The organism is Bacillus cereus group sp. BfR-BA-01311, from assembly GCF_022664295.1.
Lineage (GTDB): Bacteria > Bacillota > Bacilli > Bacillales > Bacillaceae_G > Bacillus_A > Bacillus_A cereus.
The window spans coordinates 417,409-436,506 of sequence record NZ_JAKUHC010000002.1 but is presented as its reverse complement, the minus strand read 5'-3'; the positions used below and the strand labels follow the sequence as shown (position 1 = coordinate 436,506).

Sequence of the window (19,098 nt, the reverse complement as noted above, 5' to 3'; positions counted from 1 at the left end):
TGCATAAAGATGGTATACTTGTTTTAAAATTAAAAAGGAGAGTTGATTATGGAAATAACAATTGAATATGTAGTAAATGAATTAAAAGGCATACTTCCTGAAGATCGAGTAGTAATAAATATGACAGTACGAGAGTTACATAGTAAAGATGAATCTTACCACGTTAGTAGTTTACCTGATGTAGTTGTTTTTCCAAAAACGACCGAAGAAGTTAGCGCGATAATGAAAATAGCGAGTCAGCACGGAACAGCTGTCGTTCCATTTGGAGTAGGGTCCAGTTTAGAGGGACATGTAATTCCTTACGAAAAAGGAATTACAATGGACTTTTCTCTTATGAACAAAATACTTGAAATAAGAGAAAAGGATTTTCTTGTGAGAGTACAGCCAGGGGTGACGCGCTCTCAGCTTAATAAAGAATTGAAAAAGTATGGATTATTTTTTAGTGTAGACCCAGGAGCTGATGCAACGTTAGGAGGAATGGCTGCTACAAATGCGAGCGGAACGACAGCGGTAAAGTATGGTGTAATGCGTGATCAAGTTCGAGATTTAGAAGTCGTTCTTGCTGATGGAGGAGTAATACATACCGGGAATTTAGCGGTGAAGTCATCATCAGGTTATCATTTAAATGGTATTTTCGTAGGATCAGAAGGAACACTTGGATGTTTCACGGAGTTAACTTTAAAAGTATACGGTATACCAGAACATGTTATGGCTGCGAGGGCATCGTTTCCAACTATAAATGATGCAGTAGAAGCTGTAATTAACATATTACAGGCAGGTATTCCAATCGCGAGAATTGAACTCGTTGATGAATTATCTATGAAACAAGTAAATTATTACAATGAAACAAGTTACAGAGAAGAATCGACACTGTTTTTAGAGTTTCACGGCAATGAAGCAGGGTTAAAGCAAGATATTGAATTTACGAAAGAAATCGTTCTTGATCATAAATGTATAGAAATTGCGTTTGAGATGGAAACAGCAGCGAGAAATAAACTGTGGGATGCAAGACATAACTTAGCGTACTCTTACGTGCATAGTTATCCTGGTAAAAAGCTAATGAGTACAGACGTATGTGTGCCAATTTCGGAATTAGCTGGCGCAATTCAACATGCGAAAGAGGTATTAGATAAAGTAGGCCTTATTGGTGGTATTCTCGGTCATGTTGGGGATGGGAATTTCCATGTACTCTTAATGATTGACGCAAATGATAAAGAGGAAGTAAAGAAGGCAGACGAAATAAACGAAAGTATCGTTTTGTATGCTCTTAAACGAGGAGGAACGTGTACAGGAGAACATGGCGTTGGAATCGGAAAACGAAAGTATCAAGAAGAAGAACATGGGGCGGCATTATTTGTAATGGAGAAAATAAAGAAAGCTCTTGATCCGCAAAATATTTTGAATCCGAATAAGGTGTTTCAATTAAAAGATAGGGGCTGAGTGGATGAAAGTACTAGAAGCGATAAGTAATATAGCTGGAAAGTATTTTGCATTTTGGACCGGCTGCTGCACTCCCAAGTGTATTAGCGGCAGTATGGCATAACATTGCAGGGCCAATATTAGCAACCATCTGGTCAAAAAATGCAAAGAACACTTTCAGCGATGAAAATGTATCAATAAATATAGAAAAATAGGAATGATAAATAATGCAAAAACGTATTGTACATTTTGAAGGAATGGTTGTATTTTTAGCCACGATTTATATGTATTCAATATATGAGTTTAGTTGGATTATATTTTTTGTATTCCTTTTAGCGCCGGATTTATCCATGTTAGCGTATGGGATCAATAATCACGTTGGTGCGAAAATATATAACGTATGTCATACATATATCATATCCATATTAATTGTTCTAATAGGTGTCTATTTTAAGATAGATACCGTTATAATGATTGGCTTAATATGGACAGCACATATTGGAATGGATCGAATGTTTGGATATGGATTGAAATATGAGACGGATTTTAAGGATACTCATATTCAAAGATTATAATTGCTTTTGAGGAGAGGGATACGTTGAAACAGAGAATTACTATCGAAGAATATAACATCAAATGGGAAAGTGAATTTAATAAGCTACAAACTCTCATTAACGATGTGATGGAAGACAGCATTTTATCCATTGAACATGTCGGGAGTACATCTGTTAAAGGGCTTGCATCAAAACCAATACTAGATATTGATGTTGTAATAGAAGAGTACGAAATTTTTCATGAGGTAGTAAAAAAACTTGAGAAGATAGGGTACTATCATCAGTTAGAATGGAGCTTTAAAGGAAGAGAGGCGTTTGGAAGAAAGGATACGTTCGTTCCATGGAACGAGGGAAATACAGTTTGGATGGAACATCATTTATATGTGTGTGATAAAAATAGTGAAGAATTGAGAAGGCATATAGCGTTTCGAGATTACCTTCGTGAACATACTAAAGTCGCTAATGAGTATGGAAACTTGAAGGAAGAGTTAGCAAGAGAGTCGAAAAATCGATCTAGTTATATTGAAGGTAAGACCGTATTTATTACAAATATATTAGAAAAAATAAACTAAGGCAGCATGGAATACATGCTGCCTATTGTTTTGAAATAGAAAGCTGCCATTATAAAACAAATACAAACTGGCCCTGTTGATTGATGCGGTTACTAAATATAATAGGAAATAAAATAGAAAAGAGCGGAAAAGAGGGAGCTTATGTACATACCAAAATATTTCGCAATACAAGATGAAGAGATGAAGTACGAAATAATGGAACAAAATAGCTTTGCGATATTATTTTCTCAACATAACGGAGAACCATATGCAACGCACTTGCCGTTGTTGCTAAATAGGGAGACCCTTACTTTACATGGTCACTTCGCACGACCGAATGAACAGTGGAAAGATATTGGGACTCAGCAAGTACTAGCTATATTTCAAGGACCACATAGTTACATCTCTCCGTCATGGTATGAAACAAACAATGCAGTACCAACATGGAATTACGTTGCAGTGCATGTATACGGTGAATTAGAAATTGTTGAAGATGAGAAGACATTAGTAGATTCTCTTCAAGATTTAGTAAATAAATATGAAGATCCAGAGAGCACCTACTCACTTAATGATGTAGATTCAAATTATATGGGAGGATTAAGTAAGGGAATAGTTGGATTCAAAATAAAGATAAATAAAATAGAAGGAAAAGCGAAGTTAAGTCAAAATCATTCTGTAGAGAGACGGAATTTAGTTGTGGAGAAACTTGAGAAAGTTGGTAGTGAGGAGAGTAAGAGGATTGCGGAGTTGATGAGAAAATAAAGCCTACATGAAAGGGAGATATTCTAAATAAGCGTATTTAAAAAGACCTTCTTAATTGAAGGTCTTTCATTTTTTAAAGTGCTTTTTCAGTTGTTGTTGAGTTGTAGTCTTTACTTACGTCAACGGATTGAACAAGGTCAGGTCTTTGTGGTGCAGGGGTGTCCCCAATGTTTAATGCTACATATCCTAACTGTGTTTTCGGTGTTTCTGAGGTGAAGCTTAACCCAAGAGTTGTGATGCTAATAACAGCTAAGCCAATGATGCTCAATTTAATCTTTTTCATTATATCAAAGCTCCCTTTTCTTCATGTTTTTTTCTTGCTTGATTGGCCATGTAAAAGTATTGACTAGCTTTTATATGGTCTTCTTTTTCATAAAACATATTTGCTAGAACATCAGTGTACTCTTGTATACATTCCCAAAGGTTTTCTGTTTTAAAGTAAGAAATTCCTTCCAAAATTATCATTTCTAAATCATTTATAGAAGTTTTATTATTTAGTTCTCTTAAAATCATGAAACGATATTGAAACTCTTTGTTTTCTAGTTTATTTGAGATGTTTAATCCTTTTTTTATAAGTTCTTTAGCCTGGGTATATTCTCCAAGCTTGTAGTATTCACGTGCTTCAACAAAAAGTGCTTTAAAGTGATTTGGTTGCTTAGTTGTAACCTCTGAAATATGACGCATTGCTAACTCTGAAAGGTTTTGACTTGCATATAGCCAAGCTAAATTATGTCGTACTCTTAATGATAAAGTCTCCTCTGAATACTTCTGTAGAATATTTAATGCTGAATCAAGTCTAATTTCAGCTTGTTCAAACTGTTTTAAATCAATACAAGATAAACCAAAGATGTTATCACACAAAGCAACATTAATTTCACAGTTTATATGTTTTGAAAAAATCGCTTTAGCTTCATTTGCAGATTGGATTGCTACTAGTGGTTGATATGTTTGATAATAATAGGCAGCTAAGCGGTAGTTAAATTCAGCATTCTCTAGTTCGTCAGATACGTGTATTAGCAGCTTTTTAGCGTTCTCGAAAAGGTGTTTTGCTGCATTGTAGTTTCCAATAATTGTATTGTGAATAGCCTTAAAAAAATGATAATAATAAGAAAATAGCCCATTCTCTGGAAGTGGGAAAGAATCAATTTTATTAAAATCATCTTTATTAATATTTAAACCATCTGTTAAAATTTTGTATCTGAAATTAAAAAGTGAATAATACAATTGTAGGTTTGTATCTTCTTCTGAATTAGAGATGGTATTTTCAATATCTTTTTTTATTTTTGTTGCATGGGTAGTTTGATGCTGTAACATAGCTCTATACCAGTCATTAAATAATTTTGTAATTTGTTCATTACCTTGTAGTTGAACGTTCATGAAATCCCCTCACTTTTTGAATATTCTTATAAAATATAGTATCAAAAATAAAAATATTTAGAAATGATGTTTTATATTTCTCAATATTTGTTTAACAAGCTTACGAGTAAGTCTATTGGAATAGTGTAGAATTTGTTTTGAACTAAAGAAATGGCATCGGGGGATGTGCATTTTAAAGTTTTAGTTGAGTGGGGGGATATAAAAAAGGTGCGTTCACACAATTTATATGAACGCATCTTTTTACATATTAAACAATCAAGTGCCACAAAAAGTACGATAAGGGCGATTCGTCGGTGCAGGTGGAATGCAGTATTCTTCTTGATCTGTAGAATACGCATAAGGGTTTGATAAAGCTTCAAGAAGTTTCTCCATTACGCTATAGTCGTCATTTGTAACAGCTGCTTCTAATGCTTCTTCTACACGGTGGTTCCTCGGGATGATTGATGGGTTATTATTTTTCATCATCTCGTAGGCGTTTTCTTTCGATTGTTCTTGTCTGTCTAATCGAGATTGCCACAGTTTGTACCATTCTTTAAATTCAGGACTTTCAAATAGAGCTGTATTTTCGATAGCATCAAGAGTTAATGAACGGAATGTATTTGTGTAATCCGCTTTATATTTCTCCATCATTTTTAAAAGTTGCTCAATAAGTGAGTGATCTTGTTCTTCGTTGCTAAATAGTCCTAATTTCTTTTTCATTCCAAGGAACCACTGTTTTTCATACTGTACGCTAAATTTCGAAATTTCGTCTTGAGCGATTTTTAATGCTTCTTCTTCATCTTCGTGCAGAATTGGTATTAAAGATTCAGCTAGTCGTGCGAGATCCCATGCGGCCATATATGGTTGATTTCCATATGCATAACGACCTTGTGTGTCAATAGAGCTAAATACAGTTCCTTGGTCGTAATTGTCCATAAATGCACAAGGACCGTAATCAATTGTTTCGCCACTGATCGTTATATTGTCAGTGTTCATTACGCCGTGAATAAATCCAACAAGTTGCCATTTTGCGATAAGACTGGTTTGTCTTTTAATGACTTCTTGTAGTAATGCAGTATATTGGTTTTCATGAGATTCAATTTCTGGGTAATGCCTTTTTATCGTATAGTCAGCTAGTGATTTCAGGTCCTCTATTGAACCACGAGCTGCAGCATATTGAAATGTACCGACGCGAATATGGCTACTAGCGACTCTAGTTAAAATTGCTCCAGGTAACTTTGTTTCACGATAGGTTGGTTCACCGGTTGTGACAACTGCTAAACTGCGGGTAGTTGGAATATCGAGTGCATACATTGCTTCGCTAATAATATATTCACGTAGCATCGGACCGAGTGCAGCACGGCCATCTCCTCGGCGTGAATAGGGAGTAGGGCCAGAACCTTTCAGTTGAATATCGAAACGCTCACCTGAAGGAGTAATTTGTTCGCCAATTAAAAGAGCACGACCGTCGCCTAACATATTAAAATGTCCGAATTGATGGCCAGCATATGCTTGAGCTAATGGATGAGCTCCTTCTGGGAGTGCATTACCAGCGAAAATAGCAATTTCAGCTTCCTTTTTCAGTTCTTCAGGGGTCAAGCCAAGAGATATCGCTAATGAATGGTTTAGTTTAACTAACTCCGGTGAACTTACGGGAGTAGGGGGGATTTCGGTATAAAATGATTGTGGTAAAGTCGTATAACTATTATCTAAATTCCAACCTGTTTCATTATTTTTAGTCATTGTATCTCCTCCTTTTTGTATTTTCAGTTATGTATTTGTACGTATGTATTCTTTGTAAAGTTAACTAAAAGTATAATATAATATTTCCCCTTGCAATCTATTGTAAGGACTTCATTGCACTATGTCTATTTAACAGCAAATTTAAAACCTCCATTTTTAAAAATGGAGGTTTTATTATTATTTAATTTTTACAATTATTTTTCCTTTTGCCCTTCCAGACTCTGAATATTCCATTGCTTTTTGCGCATCTTCAAAAGGGAAAACTCGATCGATTACCGGTTTGATTTTTCCGGCTTCAATATAGTTTGCGATAGTACGTAATTGATCCCCGCTTGGCTTCATAAATAAAAATGAATATTGAGCATTATGCTTTTTTTCAAGTGCAGTAAGTTTTTTACTGGCTAATGAAAATAAGAGAGTTTTAAAGAATCCTGAACCAAATTCTTTACCGAAGCGAGCATTCGGCATACCTGAAACGGAAACAATGTTTCCTCCGCTTTTTATAATATTGAATGATTTTTCAAGTGTTGCACCGCCGATTGTATCAAATACCGCATCATAATTTTTTAGTATATCTTCAAATTTTTCTGTTTTGTAATTAATAATTTCATCTGCGCCAAGAGACGTTACTAAATTTGCACCAGCTTCACTAGCAGTCGTTGTAACAGTAGCACCCATTATTTTTGCTAGCTGAATAGCGAAAGTACCAACACCACCGGATCCAGCGTGAATTAAAATCTTTTGTCCTTTTTGTAATTGCATGATGTCATGTAAAGCTTGATAGGAAGTTAAGCCAACGAGTGGAATCGAAGCCGCTTCCTCAAAACTTAGATTTTTTGGTTTTAAAGCAATAGCATCTTCATGAATGTCTATATACTCCGCGAAAGTACCAATCTTATTTTTTCTTGGACGAGCATATATTTCATCACCGACTTTAAAACGAGTCACTTTTGATCCAACCTTCGTGATGACACCGGAAAAGTCATTCCCAAGGATTAGAGGCATTTCATATTTCAGTAACATTTTAACTTTTCCATCACGTATTTTAAAATCAATTGGGTTAATACTAGCTGCATGAATTTCTGCGAGCACTTCATACTCATTAATTTCAGGAGTAGGTACCTCTGCCATACGCATTGGGACTTTTCCATATCTATCAATTATCATTGCTTTCATTTCTTATACCTCCAAGTTTTAATAAAAGTTTTGCAATAGCTTCTCAATATCTAATACAAGATTTTTTAATAAACCTAATTTTGTACGTATATCAATATAATAAAAATTCTTTGTACCTTCTTTTCTCATTAAAATAATGCCAGCTTCTCGTAAAATCTTAAGGTGATGTGATACTGCTGGACGGGAAAGGTGTGTTTGCTTCGTGATTTCTCCTACACGTAATCCTGTTTGACATTCCGTTTCCATTAGTACTAATAAAATAGCTTGACGCGTTTCATCACCAATTGCCAATAATACTTTTTGAGAATCAATAAAATCTTTCTTTATAATATTTAATTGTTCTTGTTTATTCATTTCAATCACTTTGCCTCCAGGTAATTAGTCGAAAGGTTTAAGATGATGAACCATTACTTCGATACGGTAATGCTACATGATTGTTGTATGAGGTGCAATATTGAGAAAGAAAATCGAGACGAATGAATTTTTTATTGTTGAAAATTATAGGGAGATAGAAAAGGGATTGGAAGGACTACATAACACAATAGATGAGGTTTTAAAAACAAAAAATGATGTAACAATAAAATAAGCGGTCGTAACCTTATATAATCCATAAGGTTACGACCGCTTATAATGTTTGTATTATTTTTGAATTTTACGATAGAACATGGTTCAACGTAAAGTACATTCTTTTGTTTTACACTTTCATACAGACACAATTCAGGTGGATTATAGATGTATGAAAAGGTAAAAGGAATTTTGGGGCGTAATCTATCTATATGATAATTCAAAATGAAATATAAGTCTATATTTTAATGTTTTTTTGATTATATTTATGTCACTGAGCTCAGAACAATGATTTGGAGGGGAAATATATGAAATCGAATTATGTACCAGTTTTAATTGTTGGAGGGGGATTATCTGGGTTAGCGTCTGCGTTATTTCTTGCAAAACATAACATTGAGTACTTACTTATTGAAAGGCATCCCTCTACTGCCATTCATCCGAAAGCAGGCGGTCTTACTTTACGTACAATGGAGTTATTTCGAGAATTAGGCTTGGAAAAAAGAATTAAATTGGCAGGTAAAGCATTAGAGAACTGCCGAGGAAGAATAGCGGTTCATACAATAGCTGAGGCGAATAAAGAAGAATTGGAACAAATGAGAGCGACACAATACGGAAACGATGAAGAGTTACTTCAAAAAATAGAAAAGATTAGTCCATCAAAACAAACTGCATGTTATCAAATTATTTTAGAAGAGATGATGTTACAAGAAGCGAAAACATTAGGCGGGCAACTATCTTTTTATCATGAATTAGTTTCATTTGAACAAAATGAAAACGGGGTAAAAGCAAAGATTCGAAATCGTGAAACAGAAAAAGAAAGTGTCATACATTGTGACTATGTAATTGCAGCAGATGGAGCGAAAAGTAAAATACGTGAGCAGTTAGGGATTAAAACTGAGGGGCGTGGAACCATTGGTGGCTATTATATGAATATTTATTTTGAAGCAGACTTAAGTGAGTTTATACAAGGAGACGCATTCGGTTTTTCTATGGTACTTCATCCAGAGGTTCTTGGTGCACTGATCTCAGTAGATAACGTAAAAAAATGGATTTACCATGTAGCCTACGATCCATTAAAAGGAGAGGGACCAGAGGATTTCACGATGGAACGTTGTAAACAAATTATTGAAATAGCAATTGGAAGTACAAATGTTGAGTCAGAAATATTAAGTGTTTTACCGTGGGAAGCGGCCGAAAGTACAGCAATGAAATTTCAAGGAAATCGAGTCTTTCTAGTTGGAGATTCAGCACATATTATGCCGCCAACAGGCGGATTTGGTTCAAATACAGGAATACAAGATGCGCATAACTTAGCTTGGAAATTAGCGGCTGTTATAAAAGGGAAGGCAAAACCAAAATTGTTAGAAACATATCATGAAGAGAGACACTCTGTTGCAAAATTAACGACAGCTTATGCAAGTAGTTTACTGTTTCGTGCTGCGAATAGAGAGGAAGGCAGTTTGAATAATATGGATGGTTTAGCTGTTACAGTTGGATATCAGTATTGTTCAGAGGCAATTATAAATAATTCAGTCACTCCACATAGAATGGATAGCATAGAGTTGAACGGAAGACCTGGAACGCGAGCGCCACATTTATGGGGAACGTATGAAGGGAAGAAAGTTTCTACATTAGACTTATTCGGTAACAGTTTTGTATTACTTACAGGAGTAGAAAATAGTTCTTGGGCTGAGGCAGCACATACTGTTTCAGCTAAATTAGGAATAAATATAAAAGGGTATCGTGTTGGCTTAAGTGGAGACTTTATTGCTCCAGAAGATATTTTTAGCAAATTATATGGTATAGAGAATGGAGGTGCTGTATTAATTAGACCAGATGGCTTTATAGGATGGCGTTCAGAAAAAGCGGTAGTAAATCCAGATATAGTATTGGACGAGGTAATGGGAAATTTATTATGTGATTTTTAAGTAACTACGGAAATATTGTTTTATGTGCTTCACTGCACTGAAAAAAATATTCACAAATTTCAATAGGTTTGATATGATTAAATTCGACAAGTTAATAGAGGCCGGAGATATTTGAGAAAAGCCATAAATTTATTTAGGGATACAGGAGTGTAGCCTAAATAATTTATGGCTTTTTTTATTGAATGAACCGTACAAAATAGGGAGTTACATGTGAAAAGGAGGGCTATAGAAATTAAATAGGATAATACTAGTTTTCTATATTAATAATATAGAGAAAGTATATTTGTAAGATTGGAATTTTAATATAGGTTTATAAAAATATTGAAAGTGTGTCTTCTGTTTCGTGTAAATCTCATTAGCTTGTTGAAATTTGCAACGTAGGAAGGGTTAGAAGAATGAGAAAGATTATTAGCGTTTTAGTTATTTTCTTTATGACTGGAAGTATCTTTGCTGGGGGAGCTGTTCATGCGAAAGCAGAAGGAAAGCATGAATGGAATACGAATAAGTTTTTAAATATTGCACATCGCGGAGCAAGTGGACATGCACCTGAGCATACTTTTGCTTCTTATGATTTAGTGAAAAAAATGAAAGCGGATTATTTAGAGTTAGACATTCAATTAACAAAGGATGGCCAATTAATTGCAATGCATGATACAGCAGTTGATCGCACTACAAATGGAACAGGCGAAGTACGCGATAAAACGTTAAGTGAAATAAAGAGTTTAGATGCAGGATCATGGTTTAATAAAGCGTATCCAGAAAAGGCTAAGCAAGAGTATGTTGGGCAAAAGGTTCCAACTCTTGAAGAAATCTTCCAAAAGTATGGAAGAAGTATGAAGTATTATATTGAAACAAAATCACCAGATGTGTATCCAGGAATGGAAGAGAAATTGTTGGCGTTGTTACAAAAATATAATTTAGTAGGCCAAAACATGTCTTCTAGCCGTGTTATGATTCAATCATTTAGTAAAGATAGTTTGAAAAAGATTCATAGTATGAATGAAAATATTCCGTTAGTTCAATTGCTTTGGTATTATCCAAATGAAAACAATGAAATTGTTGAATGGTCTGGCATTACACATGAACCGAAAAGTGTAACAAATGATGATTTTCAAGAAATTAAAAAGTATGCAGCTGGTATTGGACCAAACTTACGTAATGATAACGGGGAACTAATTATTGATGAGTCATATATGAAAATGGCTAGGAAAAATGGACTGTTAATTCACCCTTATACAATTAATGAGAAACCAGATATGAGACTGTTAATCAAATGGGGTGCTACAGGAATGTTTACAAATTATCCGGATCGATTACATAGTGTATTGAAGGAAAAATAAGTGGAAAAGGGTATACCAGTGTTTTAGGTATACCCTTTTTAATCTAACTCTCCGATAAACAGAATCTCTTTTTCATAGCATTCATCTGCATCATAAATAATTTCTTGAAAGTGAAGCGTTTTGAAGGAATGACAAACTGACATTTCCCATGTCTCCCAAAAATCAATTTCATTTGAAAGAAGAATCCATTTTTGAAATTCACTATCTCTATTAAAGAAATTATGAAAGTAGTCCTCATTTTTAAATATAATGATTTGCGAATCCCAAAAATTATTTATAGAAATCAAAACAACAACTCGATATGTATGTGTATCCCTAGGTTTTATATTTATTAAATGATTTGCTTGATTTAATAAGGTTTGAATACATAATCGTTTTACTTTTCTAGCCGTTTTACAAGAATCGATAAAAGCTTGAGAAACTGGCAATAGCATATTCCAATATTCATCGTTATAGAAAGTAGAAGGGAACGGTTTTGTATGTTCCTCAATTCGCTTTATCATAGTGTTTGTTTTTCGTTTCATACCACGTATTTTCTTTTCACGCATTGTGAGTCATCTCCATAAATTTTTGTAATGCAGCAGAGTGATATATATCTTTTCTAGTAATAAAAGTAGTAGGAACTTTTTTGAAGCTATTTGGTAAAGGATTGAATGATATGTCATGTTTATGACCACTTAAAATAGACTTCATCATAATTGCTATGCCCATACCTGATTTTACACATGCGAGAATCGCTTCAATTGTTCCAAACTCTAATACTCGCTTAGGTGAAATTCCTTCTTCTTGAAGCCAATCTTCTAATAAATTTCTATAATAGCACCCATGACTAAATGCAAGTAAATTCATGTCTCCTATGTCTTTAAAGGAAGATAAAGGCTTTTTGCTAATGAGAACTAATTCTTCTTCACGAAATATATTTGTATGAAGTTCAGCATGCTGAGTAGAGCCAGCTATAAACGCTCCGTCCAGTTTTCGTTCTAGTACAAGCCTAATCAATTGTTCCGTCGTATTTGATTCTAAAATCAATTCGACTTTTGAGTATTTCTCATAATAGGCCGTTAATATAGATGGAAGTCTTACAGCGGTTGTAGATTCTGTACATCCAATTTTTAAAGTGCCTCTTGGTTCGATCCCATTACTTTGAACTGCTTTAACAGATTGATCCATTAAGTAGATAATTTGTTTGGCGTATGTTAATAAAATCTCACCGTTAGAAGTTAAAGTTACACCTTTTCCGTTTCGGTAAAATAAAGGCACACCTAATTCGTTTTCTAGTTGTTTCATACGCATTGTTACGCCAGACTGTACATAGTTTAAATTTTTAGCTGCGTGAGATATGTTTTTTTCTTTCGCAACTTCGTAAAATACAGTTAAATCTTTTATATCCAAGTATCATCCCTCCAGAAAAGGTATCATTTTTTTTGATGAATTACATGATAAATCTTTATTTTATATGATATCAGAACTTTCATACAATGGAAGGGGATGGAGGGATTATTGTGTTAATGGAAGAAAGGGTGAATAGTACTTATAAGTGGGTTATGTTAATTTTTGCGACGGTTGCTCAAACAACAGCGACACTTATAACGTATGGTGTTGGAGCGTTTGCTTTATTTTGGAAAGAAGAATATGCACTTACGAATACGGAGATTGGATTGTTAGTAAGTGTTGTAAATATAGGACCGCTATTTTGTATGCTTTTTGTCGGGCGGCTACTTGATCAATACAATGAAAAGTTGTTAATTTCGATAAGTTCATTTTTACTAGGAGGTTCGTTTTTACTGACTAATATGGTCAATGGATTTAATGGGTTACTCTTTGTACTTTTATTAGTAGGAACGTTTTATAGTGTTTCGCAGCCAGGAGGAAGTAAGGTGATAATGAAGTGGTTCTCAAAAGAAAATCGCGGGTTAGCGATGGGAATTAGACAAGCCGGTATACCGATTGGTGGTACATTAGCGGGAGTATTGATCCCGTTTCTTACAATAAAATATAATATGGCCTATGCGGTAAATAGTATTGCATGTATTTGTATAATTGGAGGGTTTTTATTTTTTATATTTTATAAGGAACCATATATTCAAGAGAAAGTTAAACAAGAACGTAGTAAACTTTCTTTTTGGATGCAGTTAAAAGAAGTGATGTGTAAAAAAGAGTTATATGCAATTTATATAACTGGCATTTGTATGATTTCATTGCAAATGGTGTTAGTTGCGCACTTTATAAAATTTTTAGTATTGGAACAATCAATCACGCCAATTTTAGCTGGAAAAGTATTTTCCGTTATGTTCTTTTCTGGAATGGTTGGTAGGGTTATATTAGCAGCTACTAGTGATTTATTTTATAAGGGGAATAGGCGTACCCTCTTATTTATAACTGTTTGTATTTCTATTTTCTTCATTCTAATATTAGTAATGAGCATACATACAATAACGAATGTATTGTATGGTGTAAGTGCATTGTTAGGGTTCTTTGCAATTGGATGGTTTAGCCTTTTCATAACTGAAGTTGCGGAATCAGCAAGTGAAGAATCGGTAGGGATGACAGTGAGTTTTGCACTTACATTAAATCAAATTGCCATTATTGCTGCGCCTGCTTTATTTGGTTATATTGTAGATAAGAAGGGATATACGTATGCGTGGTTATGCATAGTTGTATTACTTCCTATTTCAGCGGTTAGCTTATATAGGAAGTATAGAAAATGAAGGAATGTTAGCAATGTAAATTTTTTATGAAGAAAGTCTAAAGAAATGTTGAATGAGCGACATTTCTTTTTTTATTTGTTGTATAATCAAAATGTAAATGAGATTCGTTTTCAATTCCGTTCATTACCTCTTTTGAAATTACCTGTAATTTTAGCCATAATTAGCTGTTTTTCTTTATCGTTATTTGCATGATTTATTTTATTTAAAAATTTTTCAGCATCATTTCCTTTTAATACCATAATCTGTTTTCCGTAATATTCAATTAATACCATGTTGTTTTTTGTTATCCGATAATGAAACATCTTATCATCTAAACGATTGCGTTTATCGGTGTTTTTCATATTACATCTCCATTCTTTTTAGTATGTAACAAATGTTACAAAAGAATTTGAAATTATAGTGTAATGCATCCGATTGTATGTTGGAAATTTTGCAAGAAAGAAATACAATAGAGAGTAGTCAAAATTGAAAATGAGAAAAAGGAATCTAGTTTTAACAGAGTGAATATTAAATAATATTATAATATACTTGATAATTAAAAGATATAAAATAGAATGGATGTACGTTAAGTGAAACTAGATAAAAGAGGGTTCCTAGTATGTTAAAGAAATGGTTAATCGTTTTCTTTATTTTTGCAGTTTTTTGTGGAAGTATTGTTACACTAATACATGCAAATAAAGGAAAAAAATATGATGCAAAGGCATTTTCTAATGTAAATAGTAAGCAAAAAGATGTTAAGCAGGAAATTGATGCGAATGAGAAAAAGCGTTATGAAATTGCAGCTGGAAAACTAGATCAGTACTTAAAAGATAAAGGATTTAATGGGAGTGTTCTTGTAGCAAGTAAAGGTCATGTCATTTTACGAAAAGGCTACGGTTATGCGAATGTGAAAGATCAAGTATTAACAACGCCAAGAACGAAATATCGCATTGGTTCTATTACGAAAACAGTTGTTGCAATATCTATTATGCAACTAAAAGAAAAAGGGAAGTTGAACATTGAAGACAATGTAAATAAATATATCCCATCGTTTCCGGCAGATAAAAACATTACGTTACGAAACTTGTTAACACATACGTCTGGATTACCAGAACAGGGACAAGGTAGTGTTGACGCAGCATCACGGTTAAAATTAGTAACGTGGATTGGGGCACAAACGTTACAATTTCCAGCAGGGACAGGATGGAAATATACAGATTATAATTATATGGTGCTTGCATATATTGTAGAAAAAATATCGAATAAACCACTTGCTGAATATGTGAAAGAAAATATTTTGACTCCCGTTGAAATGAATGAATCTGGAATGGGCGCAACACTTCCAGAAGATATTTTCTTAGCAGAAGGGTATACGAAAAAAGATAATAAGTTAATAGCCACGCCGCGCTTAAAAATGAACTGGCTGTATGGTTGTGGTGAAATGTATACGACTGTTGAAGATATGAAAAAGTTAGATGAAGCTATTATGGATGGTAAACTACTTTCTAAACAAAGTGTATCAGATATGTTTTCTGCATCACCTGCAAGAAAATATGGATTTAGTTTCTATATTTACCCAGATTATTATCATAACCACGGTGTATTAGCTGGCTGGAACACTTTTAATAATTTTAACTGGGATAAACGAACGTTTGTCATATTATTTTCTAACGTCCAAAATGGTATGAATGACGCATTTAATCAAGAATTTAGGAAAATGGCGAATGATTTAATAGAAGGAAAATAATTATAAAAAATCGGTATTGATATGTAATTATCAATACCGATTTTTTTATTTTGTAAAGTTTTACTTACTGAATAAAGTGAAACTTTATTCAGTGGAGGGGCTTTGTTCATCCCCACTGAGTAGAAGCCCTCATCAATCGGGCTTTTACGGACAGCAGGGCCCCCACCTAACTTTTTTGCTTCCGCTGAATTTTGAGGTGAGGGTCTTACTGCACATAAATAGCGGGGTAAATAGGTAAGAAAGGTGATTGACATATGAATAAATCTAAATAGGTAGTTAAATGCTAAGTAATGCAAAGAACAATTGGTAATTTTTACATTGATAAAAAAGCTTGAGCTTCACACTATGTGAAGCTTTATATTATTGGAGACAAGAACAGGAGGTTGAAAAAATGAAAAAAGCAATAAAGTTTTGTTTAATAGCTACATTATCTACAACAATTATTAGTGGATGCTCTTTTGAGGGTAACAATGAAAATGTTAAAGGGAAAGAAGGGGAAAAAGTAGAGGTACAGAAAAATGCTGGGAAATATACGATGCCAGATGAAAAAGATAAACATGAAGGTACATGGCTGCAATGGCCACATGAATACACATATGGTGAAGAGTATAAGAAGGAAGTTGAACCTATTTGGGTTAAGATGGCAAGTGCTTTAACTGAGGGTGAGAAAGTCCACATTGTTGCATATGACCAGGAAGAAAAAGAAAGAATCAATAACCTTTTAACAGATGAAGGGTTAAATATGGAGAAGATTGATTTCTTTATCTCGCCTACTGATGATGTATGGGCGAGGGACAGTGGACCAATTTTTGTTTATGACAGCAATAAAAATCTCAAAATATTAGATCCAGCATTTAATGGTTGGGGGAAGAAAACACCTTATAAAAATGATGCTCAAATACGTAAGAATGTGAGTAAACAATCAGGAATTGAAAGAATTGATTGGGGGAAATTTGTCCTTGAAGGCGGCGCAATTGAATTAGACAGCAATGGGACTGCGTTATTAACTCGAAGTGCGGTAACGAATAAAAATAGAAATCCTGATTTATCAGAAAAGGAGATTGAAAAATATATAAGTGATCTTGGGGTATCAAACTTTATTTGGTTAGACGGAGTACCTAATTTAGATATTACGGATTTTCATATTGATGGATTTGCTAAATTCCATAATAAATCTACCATTGTAACGATGAAAGAAGATGACCTAGCTGAATGGGGTTTATCCAATAAAGATATGGATACATTGTTAGATGCCAAAAATGCTTCAGGACAGAAATATAAGTATGAATACTTGCCGCTTAGTAAAGAAAAGGTTGCTTTAGAGAATGGAAAAACTCTCGATTATAAGGGATCGTATATCAATTATTATATTGGGAATACAGTTGTATTAGTGCCTAATTATAATGATCCGAATGATAAAATCGCAAACGATACGATTCAGAAGTTATACCCAGATCGTAAAGTAGTCGGTATTGATGTGAGGGAGTTGTATAAAAACGGCGGTATGATACATTGTGTGACACAACAACAACCAATTGCATTGAAGTAATTAATTGTAATTTCGTTGTGCTGCTATATAGACAAAATAGGTGGAATCTTATTACCTATTTTGTCATTCCTTATTATTTATAAAAATAAATTTAAATATAATGATAAATGAATTGTAGTGTATATTCGCTTTTCGTTTTATATGGTAAAGGAGAAAAATGTTTGTGTTAAAGAATTTTAAAATAGTGTTTTCGTATTTCCCTATCGTTTTACAGTACATTTTAAATGTAGCTTTAATTTGCTTAGGGGTTGTTCTAAGTGTGTTTCTTATGAAAGAAGTCATTCAGTTTATGCAAGAACTGAAATTGGATGGTAATGAATCTAGTTATCATTTAATTGATAGTATCGTCGTATTCTTTCTGTACTTCGAGTTCATCGTAATGATTATAAAGTATTTTCAAATGAATTTTCATTTTCCATTACGATATTTTATATATATAGGTATAACAGCTATTGTGCGTCTCATCATTATAGATCACGATAGTCCGTTAGATTTATTGTTATATGCCTGTGCAATCTTTGTATTAATTAGTGCATTGTTCATTGCGAATTCTAAAATGATGCGTCGGGATTTAGAATAGTAAACATTTGTTGTTGAATTAAATAAGATATTTTATCTTTTTGCAAAAAAGGAGTAACGGTATTGAAAGAAATAATCTTAACCAGCCTCATAATGATAGGGTTTATGATTCTATTATTTAATTGTATACTTTCATGATTTAAAAGAATAAAAGGTTAATAGAGAAAGAGGTTTTTGTAAATATGGTTCATTACAATAATCAAAATAGTTTACATCAAATATTTACATTAAAAGGGACAATTATAAGAGATATTTTCCCACAAATCGTATTATATACGTGTATTTCAACGATAGTAGCTGTGATTAATTATTACTATACAGAAATAAATATAAATCAGACTCCTTGGGTAATCGTCGGAGGAGCTTTAGGATTACTATTAGTGTTTCGTACGAATACTGCCTATGATCGGTACTGGGAAGGTAGAAAGCTGTTTGGCGCGATTGGTGCTTGTACTAGAAATTTAGCAATTAGTTTTTTGTGTCATTGGGATTCTAAAGGGAAGAGTATGGAGCAGGAAAAAATAAAATTTTTACATCTATTAATTGCATTTCCAAAGTTAGCGAAAGGACACTTGAGAGAGGAAAAAGATTTATCTGAAGTGAAATCATTGCTTGCTGTCTGTTCTGAGAAGGAAAAAGCATTTTTGGTTGAGTCCAATCATTTACCGATTAGTATAGTTTTTATGTTGAAAACTATACTATCAAAAGGTTTGAAAACGGGGCAAATTCATCCAAATGCGATAATTAGTATGGAAACAGATTTGAATACGTTACTTACATCTGTGGGTGGATGTGATCGTATCAAAACAACACCTATTCCTTTTGCATATTTTGCTCATATAAAAATTTTATTGATTATATTTTGTGCAACTTTACCGATTGGTCTTGTTGATAGTCTCGGATGGTTTACAGTACTTGCGACTACGTTTATAAGTTTTGCATTCATAGGTATTGAAGCAATAGGGGTTGAAATTGAAGATCCCTTTGGTCAGGATCCAAATGATCTTCCGCTAGAAGGAATTTGTATAGGAGTAGAAGCGCATTTGGTGAATCTATATAATCAAAATGATCTATTAGAAGTAATGGGTTTGAATCTTGATAAAAAAATCATTTAATCATTTATTGTTGTTTTAAAATATGGTA

General features: G+C 33.6%; 20 protein-coding genes and 1 pseudogene. 13 read left to right on the top strand and 8 right to left on the bottom strand.

Annotated features, from left to right (window positions below):
* Window positions 1-48: 48 nt before the first annotated feature.
* The 5 genes and pseudogenes from MR136_RS07380 (at window position 49) to MR136_RS07360 (ending at window position 3,286) form a co-directional block, all read left to right on the top strand.
* Window positions 49-1,440: an FAD-binding oxidoreductase gene (locus MR136_RS07380; protein WP_242259302.1), complete on the top strand. Its 1,392-nt coding sequence runs from the start codon at window positions 49-51 to the stop codon at window positions 1,438-1,440.
* 50 nt (window positions 1,441-1,490) lie between these two features.
* Window positions 1,491-1,634, top strand: a pseudogene (locus tag MR136_RS07375) (bile acid:sodium symporter family protein); the annotation flags it as partial.
* Between the two features lie 12 nt (window positions 1,635-1,646).
* Entirely contained in the window at window positions 1,647-1,994 is a 348-nt protein-coding gene (locus MR136_RS07370; protein ID WP_001172063.1) for a DUF4260 domain-containing protein, read from the top strand.
* 23 nt (window positions 1,995-2,017) lie between these two features.
* The gene (locus tag MR136_RS07365; protein WP_242259301.1) at window positions 2,018-2,545 is read left to right on the top strand and encodes a GrpB family protein; all 528 of its coding nucleotides are present in this window, start codon (window positions 2,018-2,020) and stop codon (window positions 2,543-2,545) included.
* A 141-nt stretch (window positions 2,546-2,686) separates the two neighbouring features.
* The gene (locus MR136_RS07360; RefSeq protein ID WP_242259300.1) at window positions 2,687-3,286 is read left to right on the top strand and encodes an FMN-binding negative transcriptional regulator; all 600 of its coding nucleotides are present in this window, start codon (window positions 2,687-2,689) and stop codon (window positions 3,284-3,286) included.
* 73 nt (window positions 3,287-3,359) lie between these two features.
* Here the strand turns inward: MR136_RS07360 and MR136_RS07355 are convergent, their stop codons facing one another.
* The 5 genes from MR136_RS07355 to MR136_RS07335 all read right to left on the bottom strand — a co-directional run bounded on the left by MR136_RS07355 (window position 3,360) and on the right by MR136_RS07335 (window position 7,924).
* On the bottom strand, window positions 3,360-3,569 hold the full coding sequence (locus MR136_RS07355; RefSeq protein WP_000721431.1) for a hypothetical protein: 210 nt from the start codon (window positions 3,567-3,569) through the stop codon (window positions 3,360-3,362).
* The gene (locus tag MR136_RS07350; RefSeq protein ID WP_016125000.1) at window positions 3,569-4,663 is read right to left on the bottom strand and encodes a response regulator aspartate phosphatase; all 1,095 of its coding nucleotides are present in this window, start codon (window positions 4,661-4,663) and stop codon (window positions 3,569-3,571) included. The genes MR136_RS07355 and MR136_RS07350 overlap by 1 nt, the downstream gene beginning before the upstream one ends.
* Before the next feature lie 255 nt (window positions 4,664-4,918).
* On the bottom strand, window positions 4,919-6,385 hold the full coding sequence (locus MR136_RS07345; RefSeq protein ID WP_242259299.1) for a protein adenylyltransferase SelO: 1,467 nt from the start codon (window positions 6,383-6,385) through the stop codon (window positions 4,919-4,921).
* Between the two features lie 177 nt (window positions 6,386-6,562).
* On the bottom strand, window positions 6,563-7,561 hold the full coding sequence (locus MR136_RS07340) for an NADP-dependent oxidoreductase (protein ID WP_242259298.1): 999 nt from the start codon (window positions 7,559-7,561) through the stop codon (window positions 6,563-6,565).
* 18 nt (window positions 7,562-7,579) lie between these two features.
* Entirely contained in the window at window positions 7,580-7,924 is a 345-nt protein-coding gene (locus tag MR136_RS07335; protein WP_000571870.1) for an ArsR/SmtB family transcription factor, read from the bottom strand.
* A gap of 91 nt (window positions 7,925-8,015) precedes the next feature.
* Here MR136_RS07335 and MR136_RS28415 point away from each other — a divergent pair, with 91 nt between their 5' ends.
* From MR136_RS28415 to MR136_RS07325, 3 genes are all read left to right on the top strand, one after another.
* Window positions 8,016-8,147 carry a hypothetical protein gene (locus MR136_RS28415; RefSeq protein WP_001227549.1) on the top strand — a complete coding sequence of 44 codons (132 nt, stop codon included), beginning with the start codon at window positions 8,016-8,018 and terminating at the stop codon, window positions 8,145-8,147.
* Window positions 8,148-8,433: 286 nt separating this feature from the next.
* Window positions 8,434-10,053, top strand: a complete 1,620-nt coding sequence (locus MR136_RS07330; RefSeq protein ID WP_017673137.1) for an FAD-dependent oxidoreductase — start codon at window positions 8,434-8,436, stop codon at window positions 10,051-10,053.
* 395 nt (window positions 10,054-10,448) lie between these two features.
* On the top strand, window positions 10,449-11,393 hold the full coding sequence (locus MR136_RS07325) for a glycerophosphodiester phosphodiesterase (protein WP_001226340.1): 945 nt from the start codon (window positions 10,449-10,451) through the stop codon (window positions 11,391-11,393).
* Window positions 11,394-11,431: 38 nt separating this feature from the next.
* Here MR136_RS07325 and MR136_RS07320 read toward each other — a convergent pair whose 3' ends face one another.
* Window positions 11,432-11,941 carry a DUF3916 domain-containing protein gene (locus MR136_RS07320; RefSeq protein ID WP_001208333.1) on the bottom strand — a complete coding sequence of 170 codons (510 nt, stop codon included), beginning with the start codon at window positions 11,939-11,941 and terminating at the stop codon, window positions 11,432-11,434.
* Complete coding sequence (locus MR136_RS07315; RefSeq protein WP_000351691.1) at window positions 11,934-12,785, bottom strand: LysR family transcriptional regulator; 852 nt, start codon at window positions 12,783-12,785, stop codon at window positions 11,934-11,936. The genes MR136_RS07320 and MR136_RS07315 overlap by 8 nt, the downstream gene beginning before the upstream one ends.
* Before the next feature lie 86 nt (window positions 12,786-12,871).
* On the opposite strand from MR136_RS07315, the gene MR136_RS07310 reads away from it, so the two are divergent.
* A complete protein-coding gene (locus MR136_RS07310; RefSeq protein WP_031312152.1) occupies window positions 12,872-14,101 on the top strand; it encodes an MFS transporter in 1,230 nt (409 codons plus the stop codon).
* A 110-nt stretch (window positions 14,102-14,211) separates the two neighbouring features.
* On the opposite strand, the gene MR136_RS07305 is transcribed toward MR136_RS07310, so the two are convergent.
* A complete protein-coding gene (locus MR136_RS07305) occupies window positions 14,212-14,442 on the bottom strand; it encodes a hypothetical protein (RefSeq protein ID WP_000798794.1) in 231 nt (76 codons plus the stop codon).
* A gap of 257 nt (window positions 14,443-14,699) precedes the next feature.
* Between MR136_RS07305 and MR136_RS07300 the strand changes: the two genes are divergently transcribed.
* From MR136_RS07300 to MR136_RS07285, 4 genes are all read left to right on the top strand, one after another.
* A complete protein-coding gene (locus MR136_RS07300) occupies window positions 14,700-15,827 on the top strand; it encodes a serine hydrolase domain-containing protein (protein WP_000915192.1) in 1,128 nt (375 codons plus the stop codon).
* Between the two features lie 391 nt (window positions 15,828-16,218).
* Complete coding sequence (locus MR136_RS07295) at window positions 16,219-17,376, top strand: agmatine deiminase family protein (RefSeq protein ID WP_000709185.1); 1,158 nt, start codon at window positions 16,219-16,221, stop codon at window positions 17,374-17,376.
* Between the two features lie 163 nt (window positions 17,377-17,539).
* Entirely contained in the window at window positions 17,540-17,956 is a 417-nt protein-coding gene (gene psiE / locus MR136_RS07290; protein ID WP_000916574.1) for a phosphate-starvation-inducible protein PsiE, read from the top strand.
* Between the two features lie 181 nt (window positions 17,957-18,137).
* Complete coding sequence (locus MR136_RS07285; RefSeq protein ID WP_000233820.1) at window positions 18,138-19,070, top strand: bestrophin family protein; 933 nt, start codon at window positions 18,138-18,140, stop codon at window positions 19,068-19,070.
* Window positions 19,071-19,098 lie beyond the last annotated feature (28 nt).